This is a genomic window from Streptomyces sp. NPDC001027 (assembly GCF_040299045.1).
Taxonomy (GTDB): domain Bacteria; phylum Actinomycetota; class Actinomycetes; order Streptomycetales; family Streptomycetaceae; genus Streptomyces.
On record NZ_JBEPBI010000304.1, the window covers coordinates 1 to 8209 of the forward strand.

General features: G+C 68.0%; 5 protein-coding genes. 2 read left to right on the forward strand and 3 right to left on the reverse strand.

The features are described from left to right. Window positions 1–159 precede the first annotated feature (159 nt). Complete coding sequence (locus ABT300_RS38750) at window positions 160–1068, forward strand: hypothetical protein (RefSeq protein ID WP_351686298.1); 909 nt, start codon at window positions 160–162, stop codon at window positions 1066–1068. 128 nt (window positions 1069–1196) lie between these two features. After that, window positions 1197–2279, forward strand: a complete 1083-nt coding sequence (locus ABT300_RS38755; protein ID WP_351686300.1) for a fatty acid desaturase — start codon at window positions 1197–1199, stop codon at window positions 2277–2279. A gap of 928 nt (window positions 2280–3207) precedes the next feature. On the opposite strand, the gene ABT300_RS38765 is transcribed toward ABT300_RS38755, so the two are convergent. From ABT300_RS38765 to ABT300_RS38775, 3 genes are all read right to left on the reverse strand, one after another. After that, window positions 3208–4116 carry a hypothetical protein gene (locus ABT300_RS38765; RefSeq protein ID WP_351686302.1) on the reverse strand — a complete coding sequence of 303 codons (909 nt, stop codon included), beginning with the start codon at window positions 4114–4116 and terminating at the stop codon, window positions 3208–3210. Between the two features lie 305 nt (window positions 4117–4421). Continuing rightward, complete coding sequence (locus ABT300_RS38770; RefSeq protein ID WP_351686304.1) at window positions 4422–5576, reverse strand: DNA-processing protein DprA; 1155 nt, start codon at window positions 5574–5576, stop codon at window positions 4422–4424. An 872-nt stretch (window positions 5577–6448) separates the two neighbouring features. Continuing rightward, window positions 6449–7567: a hypothetical protein gene (locus ABT300_RS38775; RefSeq protein WP_351686306.1), complete on the reverse strand. Its 1119-nt coding sequence runs from the start codon at window positions 7565–7567 to the stop codon at window positions 6449–6451. Window positions 7568–8209: the final 642 nt, after the last annotated feature.

The following is an 8209-nucleotide window of genomic DNA, read 5'->3' on the forward strand; positions in this document are numbered from 1 at the left end:
GTGGAGACGGCGGACCTGCTGATCCCGGCCGACGAGTGGGACATCACCTACGAGATCCCGCTGAGCATCTCCCGCGCACCGGGCTCGTAACCGCACCACCGCACTCACCAGGCATCACGACCGCAGGACGCACCGGTTCACCCAGGGGGCACACACGTCATGAGCACAGCACAAGCGGATCCGGTGCGCCGGGCGAGGGACTGGCTGGCTTCCCCGGTCCTCAACGCCGTCATCGGTATCGCGGGTATAGCCGTGCCCGTCGTCGCCTGGGTCAACGACAGAGCCGGCGTCAAGAATGCCCTGCTGATCATCGAGACCGTGCTCGTCATCGCCCTGACGGCCAACCACCTCTGGCTGCGCCGCCGTTACATCACTCTCCGAAGGACGAACAACATCCACGCCATGGACGACGCCCGCTTTTACGACCTGATCCGCAATCAGCTCGAACGGGAACTCATCTCCGACTACGGCGAGATCGCCGACGGACACCTGCGCGTCTACGCCACCGAGGTTCCGCGCCTGTCCGTCCTGCTGCTCAAGACCCTTGTCGACTCCCGAACCGACCCGTTGCGCATCCTCGCCGCCGACCTGACCACCAACCCCTCTCTGCTCACCCAGCGCCGCGAGTACCTCGCCGCCAACCGCCGCCTGCTGGAGGCAGGGGGTACCGTCCAGCGCCTGTTCATCTGCTACCGCGCCGACCTGATCAACGAGGCATACGCTCGCAACCTGCTCGAACTCATCACCCTCCACCGGCAGATGGGCGTCACCTGCGGCCTCGCCGTACGGGACCGCCTGCGCGCCGACCAGGCCGTGGACGTCATCATCATCGCCTCGGCCGCCGCCCTGGTGGAGGAGGAACAAGGCGACGCCGACTACTCCACAGGCCGCTCCTCGGTCTACTTCAAGGGCATCGAACGGTGGATCGGGCGCTTCGAATCCGTCTGGGGCCACGGCACCGACTCCGCCGCCATGACCCTGCAGACCTACGAGTCCGTCGCACGCCCCATGCTCGACGGCCAGAGCTGGACCAGCGACCGCGCGGCAGAGACCGTCGACCGGCTGTAACCACCCCGTAGATCACTTCCAGCCAGAATTACCTCGCACAGCAGTACGAGCTAGTTAACTAGACTACTTTTCGTGACAGTCGTGTGCGGGCGGACCGCCCCGCCTTCCGCCTGCCCCGGGGACTGTCCATGCTGCTGTGCATCGCCCTGCTCGTCCTGGGCACCGCCCTCCGGCAGATCGACCGGATCCACTTCCGCCGCGCCCGCCCGCACACCGCCGGCTCCACCGAGCTGATCGCGCTCCAGCGCATCCGCTCCAACAACCTCACCCCCACGCTGCTGCTCGTCGGCCAGTGGACACAGATCAGCGGATGGTGGCTCCTGGCCGCCCAGAACTTGCTCGGCGCGACGGTCTGCGCGCTCGCCATAGCCGTGCACTTCCGCCACCTCCAGGAGATCAGCCACTTCGCGGTCCACGGCGTCCTCGCCCGCGGCCGTCACGCCAACCTCCTGCTCGCCGAGGTCTTCGCCCACCACCCGCTCGCCCTGGCCCCCGCCGCCGTCCGCCGCGACAAGCACGTACGCGACCACCACCCCAACGCCACCCTGGACACCGACCCCAACCTCGCCGAACTCCAGGCAGCCGGACTCCGCCCCGGCGTCGCACCCACCCGCTTCCTGCGGGCCCTGATCTTCCCCCTCACCCCCACCGGGGCGATGACGACCGTCCGAGAGATCGGACGCAACCTCTCCCAACGCAGCGGACGCTGGCACCGCCTGGCAGGTGCGGCAGCGACACCCGCGCTCGCCTACACGATCGGCGGCTGGCCGGCCCTCCTCGCCGGAGTACTCATACCCCGCCTCCTGCTGTACCCGCAGTTCGCCTGGCTCAGCCTCATCAACGAACACACCTGGTTCGACCCCGACCCCCGCACCGGCTCCCCCGCCTGGGTCGAAGCCGGACGCTGCCTACGCCTCTACCCCACCAACCGCACCCTCACCACCCTCGCCGCACTCACCTGGCTCCCCTACGGCGACCTCCACCACTACGCCCACTCCGCCCACCCAGGCATCCGCTGGAACTACCTCCCCGCCCTCGAACGCCACCTCGCCGCCCCGCACTTCACCCCCAACGCCCTCCTCTTCGGCCCCGACTCCGTCACACAACGCCACCGACAGGCCCTCAACACCCCAGCCGAAGACGGCACAGCGACGGCGGCTGTCGACCGAACGCAAGGGGCCTACGGCGGCTCCGCTCCTCACGGCCGGTAGACCGTCCCTGGCCAGGGCTCGGCGGGGGGGGGGCGAGCAGTGCGGCACCGGCCAGTTGGAGGGTGAGGCGGCTTGGGCGACGTTCGTGATCCGGGTTTGCCGGACTGAACCGCTCCGGGATCGGTGGAGGCTCAGGACTGCCCTGAGTTGAGTGGAGTCGAGTTGCGCTGGAGATCGTTCCCTCGCGCTCGGCCTTCTCGCCTGGATGCCGTTTCTTGGCCTGACCGGCCAAACCCGCCGCTGGGAACCGACGAATCTCCGCATGCGCCTGTTCTCCGCCGCCGCCCAGCTCATGAACACCGGACGCCGTCACTGGCTGCGCTTCACCGCCCGACGGCGTTCGGTACCGAAGAGGAAATCCCTCGCTGCCGAACGAAGAACTGTAAAATTCTCTGCAGGCAGAAGCATCCGCCCTGGTGGACAAGGGCCCCGTCCCCGTACGTGGGGGTCCCTCCGCCTTCGTGACACCGACTTCGGTCTCCGTGTCGGTCCCGTCCCCACGCGTGGGGTCTGTCCTGCCAGGCCGTGTCGCCGTCCAGAGACGGCGCATCGTCCCCACACAAGTGGGGGCAGTCTCCGATCAGTGCCCCCAGCCGACTATGCGCAGGCCCCTTTCCACTTCCAGGCAAAGGGCGGTCCGAGCCCGGGACCCCGAGCAGCAGCACTGGTGTGCAGACCTCCCCCGCCCGAGTAGCGTTCTGTCGAAGGGCAGGATGAACCGCGCGATTTGGAGGCCGTCCTCATGCGTGTGCGGGGAGGATCTCGCCGACTGCGCATGTGGCCGGTAGAGCCCCCAGCCGGGCCGCGCTGACCGAGGCGTGTCTTGTACAGGACGTAACTCACCCGAGTGCGTCAAGGGGCGCACCCTCACGCTCAGTCAGCGATGAGCCGGGGGTTCCTGGCGGTGTGGCAGATGCGGCGCACAATGTCAGGCTTGTGATGTGTCAAGAGCGGCTGCAATCCGCTGGCATAGGCGGTCCTGGGCGTGTGGATCGGAGTCAGGGCTCAACTGTGTCGCGTTGAAGCTGTCGGCGGTAAGGGAGTTGAGCTGGTACGGAGCGAGAGCGCTGGGATCTTTGAGTTCGTAGCGGGTGTGCCGACTGCCGTATTTGCCGACCGTGAGCATGACGATCCGCTGAGCTCCGGCTGCGGTCAGCAGGATGCGGGCCCATTCCAGGGACATGCCGTGGGTCGTGAAGTCGTCGAGGACGACGACGGTCTTTGTGCCGAGTCGGCCGCGGTATTTGGGTCCCAGGTGCACGGTCTGGGCCTGGGTGGCAATGGTGACGGTCTTGGCGGGCTGTCCTTGTCCGGCTTTCCACCGCTCCAGGCTGGTGTCCGGGGCGTCGACGGCGCGGACGAGAAGATCCTCGCGGTAGTAGCCGTGGAAGAGTTTCGCCGCCTTGTCGAGGTAGGTCTGCAGTTGTTCGCTGACCTTGCCGCTTGTGCTGCTGGGGTAGACGCAGAAGAAGGGGTTGGCGGGGATCAGGCCTTCCATGTAGGCGTTGGCGATGACGAAGAGCATGAGAAGGCTTCGTGCGTCCGCGTCGCCGATCTTCACAGCCCTGTTGTAGGTGAAGACGTCCTGGAGCCTGAAGGTGGGGCCGGGCTGTGTCGATGGGAGCCGTGCGCTGGCGGGCAGCAGGGAGCGCAGCGACCAGTTGCCCTGATCGGTGCGGTGGGACCAGCCGGGTTCGCCGGAGAGGAACATCTTGAGGAAGCTGTCCACCTCCGCAGGTGTCCGGGCGACGAGTGAGGTGGTCCCTGCGGGCATCGGGGCTGCCCAGGCGGCGTGTTGGTACATGACGCCGGAGTTGATGGCGGTGCGCCAGTCCATGGCGGTGCAGCCGATGTACAGCAGTTCGTGCCGCTGCAGAGCGAGGGTGGTGGTGACGGTGTCGGTCCAGTCGGGTGAGCCGCGTCGTTTGCCGCTGGGTATGTGGGACTGGTCGACGATCAGGGTCGGGGCGGGATAGCCGAGCTGCCGTATCCGCTCCTGCTGGTCTACCGAGAGGGGGTCGGTGGAGAAAGATGCACCACTTCAGCCCTCGCTCGGCGATGCTGTGCAGCAGCACGGCGGCGTGGGCTGCTGCAGGGGTGCCGTGCGGCAGGAGAAGGGTCTTGTAGTCGAAGATGACGGCTTTAGCGGCCATGTCCACCGTCTTTCTGGCTCAGCAGTGCGTCCAGGCGCTGCTGTAGCCGTTGCAGGTCCTCGGGAGGGAGGCAGCGCAGTTCCGCCTCGCGGTTGAGCTGGAGCTCGACCAGGCTCAGGCCGTAGGTCGTGTGTCCGTAGGCGTCGGCGGTGCTGCGGCACAAGGTGTCGAAGGTGCGGCGTCCGGCCCGGGTGAAGATGTCGATCAGCTGGCCGGTGGGTTCGGCGTCGATCAGGTCGATCAGATCGCCGGCGCCGGGCCAGGTGAAGCCGACGACCGGGCGGTGGTAGGCAGTCGCGAACCGGACGGTGTGGGCGGTTCCGCCGGTGCGCCGGCCCTCTGCGGCGACGACGAAGTCGGCGAGTCCTGCCTGGAGGCGGTTTCGCTGGACGAACTGGGCCTTGCGGTAGTGCTCGCCGGGGAGGTACTCGCTGGCCACCGCTCCGCCGGTGTGGATGATCTGGGCACGGATGTCGGCGGTCTCGGCGGGGAAGACTATGTCGATTCCATGGCCGAGGAAGGCGACGTTGCGCACGCCGTCACGCAGGGCCGCCTGGTGTGCGGCCGCGTCGATCCCGTTGGCGAGTCCGGACACCAGAGTGATCGGATAGGCGGCCATGGTCCGCACGGCTGCCTCGGTGGCGCGAACTCCTTCACGGGTGGCGTCGCGGGTCCCGACGAGCGCGGCGTGAGGTCCCTCGTACAGGGCGCTGGGGTCGCCCTGGACGAACAGCCACAAGGGTCCGCCCGGGAGTTCTGCGAGCCGGTCAGGCAGGGTGGAAAGGCTGATGATCCGGACGCCGCGCCGGGCGAGTTCATCGGCCTGGGCTCGAGCGGCCTGCAGCAGTTGGGCGCGGTGTGTGTTGATCTCGTCTGCGATCTTGGCTGCCGAGGGGACCTTCGTACGGGCGAGCTCGGCGGACAGCTGGCCAGCCGGAAGGTCCCACACTCGGCCGAGTTGCTCGCGATGCTCGCCGACCAGCGCACGCAAGCCCTTGGAGCCCAGGCCACGTGCGGAACCGAGGGCGAGCAGGGCGACGGCAAAGGGCAGGTCAGTCGCGGGCGGAGCAGGGGGCTCCCATATCGTGGCCTGCCCGTCCTCACGAGGCAGACCGCTGTCGTCATGAGAGCTGCGCCGGTCCACTGTGGCACTGTAGCGGGACTCTTACGGAAGGGCCCCATAGTTCACGCCGGGAAGGGATGCGTCTCGGGAGTGCTCTGACGTACGCCGTCAGAGGAGATGGTTTGCTGCTCAATGTGCCGGTGGATGCTCGCACATGGTGCTTTGCCTCGGGTGGCCGAGAGAAACAACGGCAACCGCTGGTGCGCGTGCACGAGGGCGCGGCTGCTCCCGCCAGAGCCTCTGGCGTGTCGGGCGGGCGAAGACCTTCGGGGAAGAGCGTTCCGCCGTGAATGGCTGTCGGGGCTCGGGCTCTCGTGGGAGTCTTTCCATGGGAGAAGGTGCCGGGCCTGCACCCGCACGCGTTCCGTCCCCACACGTGGGGGTCTCTCCTTGCCGCCGTTGCTTTCGTACCGTGGGGAGCTGCCCTGTCCTCACAAGCGGGGTCTATCGCACTGCGGGATGATGTCGGCTCCGCCGTTTCCCTACGCATAGGGGTCCGTCCCTGGATTCCCGCCTCTTCCTGCGCGATGTCGTGTCCCTTCCCTACGACGTGGGGGTCTCTCGTTCGGCAGAGTACGCAGCAGCTTGTTGCCCCGTCCCCACGCGTGGAGGTCTCTTCTCAAGCCAGTCGTAGTCGGGCAGGGCGGTGGAGTCCCTTCCCTGCGTGTGGGGGGCTGTCCTTCTGGCACGGTCAGGGAAGTGGAGGCAGACCGTCTTCTTCCTCGTGGTCTCAGGTCTGGCCGAATCCCAGCGAAGTGCCCGGACCTGCCGCGCTCGTCTTCCGTTCAGAGCCGTCTCCTTGGCGATCCCCGTCAAACTCGCCGCAGGGCCGGTTGCCCGAACGTCAGCGGATCTGCTACCTCTGCGAGGAGATCAAGTGGTGGCAGGCTGTGTCACTCCGGCTGGTGTTCCGGGCCTGTGAAATCCGGGCTGGAGTAGTCGGGGCTGGTGTACTTCGGGCGTGGGGTGGGAGCGGGGTCGGGGCCGTCACCGAGCCCGGTTGGGCGGCCATAGCCGAGGTGGGGAATGCGGCCGGCGGGAGGGGCGGAGGCACTCGGGCGTGTGGAGTGTGTGGCGGGACTGGCCAGCGCCGCCCGCAGGAAGGGCATGATGCCGTGTTCCCGGAGTGAGTTGCGCCAGGCTTCTTTGGCCCGCATCACTTCCTGGCGCAGTTCGTGGTAGCGGGCAGCCTCCGCGGTGGTCCGGGCGCGGTCGCGTAGGGCGGTGCGCTGTCGGTCAATGGCGCCGGCGACGGTCAGGGCGAGTGTCACTGCCCCGCACACCCATCCGGCGGTGAGCGCGGTCCGAGCGAGCGCGGACTCGGTGGTGATCACGTTCAGGGCGAGGCTGATGAGGAGGAGAACCGTGGTGGCAGTTCCGGAGAAAATCGATGCGAGCAGGGGAGAGACAGCGCACCCGTGGGCTGCGTCTGTATCGGCGCTGTCGGGGCGGGGTGTGTCACGGCTGGACATGGACGTGCCCGCTGTCTGCCGCTTGGGGGTCTGTGGTGGTGCGGGTGTCTTCATCGGTGCTGCCGGGCGTACCCGCAGTCCCAGCAGGGCGGCCAGCAGACGGCGGCTGTAGGGCAGCCTGGTCCACTGCTGCGGGGTTGTGCTGTCGCTGATCCGGTGCCCGCCCGCCTGGTCGGCGCCGAGAAGGGCTGCGGCGAGTCGCCGTCCCACTGTCGGGGCGCGGCGGTCAGTGATGTTCGGGCGGTCGGCAATGCGAGGCTGGGTGGGGGCACGGCCGGCCGTCGGACGCTGGGGGCGGTGCGGGGGCGGTGCCTGACGAAGGTCTTCGCGGACCTTCACGTAGTACTGGTATTCGGTTGCTGCGGCCGCTGTGATGATTGCGGTGGCGTTGAGCGCCATGGTGCGCAGTTGTTCTGGGCTGAGCCGTTCGCCGATGGCGGCCAGGTCCGGATGCTGTGGGGCCGCACGGATTGTTTCGGCGAGGATCTGCTCGTACTCCGTGCGGTCTTCGCTCAGCAGATGTACAGGAACGCTGTTCACGCTCCCTCCTCCCCGGCTGTCATCCCTCGCCGCCATCGCGGCGTGCCCTGCTCGTCGAAGCCGGAGCCCGCTGCTTCGGCTGCGGTGGCGGGCGGGGAAGTGTCCGCAGGGCATGCGGGTTGCGGAGGCTGTGTTCGGTCCGCCGGAAGCCTGCCGGGGACGGCTGGGTCCGCTGCACGAGCCTCCGCTGCCGCGGCAGCCGGTCTGGAGGAAGACGGCAACCGAGCTGGATGTGTCGGGTCTTCGGCGGAAACCGAGTGCCAAGCTGCAGCCGTGGAGGAGGCAGGCGCCGGCCTGTCGTCCGGCCCGGGCAGAGCAGCGGACGGCGCCGCGGCGGCCCCGACTCCCGGGGGCTCCGGGCTTCCGGTTTCGTTGGAGGTGGCCGCATCCATGGCAGTCGCGGATGCAGGTGGCATGGCTTGTGCGGCCGGCTCCGCTCCTCCGGCTGGCTGGCGGGGGCCTGTCAGGGCCTCATTCACCGTCTGGATGCGGCTGAGTTGGGTGAGCAGAACGGGCGCCGACATTCCCACGACGAGGGCGGCGTACTTGTCAATCCCCTCGAATCGTGGAGACCTTCCTATGCAGCCAGCCCCTCACCAAGGCTGGCCCAGTAGTCGTGTTCGTAGTCGATCGGGCTCTTGA

What these genes read in the sequence shown, in the direction of transcription:
- ABT300_RS38750 (WP_351686298.1), top strand. Translation starts at nt 160, where the DNA reads ATGAGCACAGCACAAGCGGATCCGGTGCGCCGGGCGAGGGACTGGCTG.
- ABT300_RS38755 (WP_351686300.1), top strand. Translation starts at nt 1,197, where the DNA reads ATGCTGCTGTGCATCGCCCTGCTCGTCCTGGGCACCGCCCTCCGGCAG.
- ABT300_RS38765 (WP_351686302.1), bottom strand. Translation starts at nt 4,116, where the DNA reads ATGGACTGGCGCACCGCCATCAACTCCGGCGTCATGTACCAACACGCC.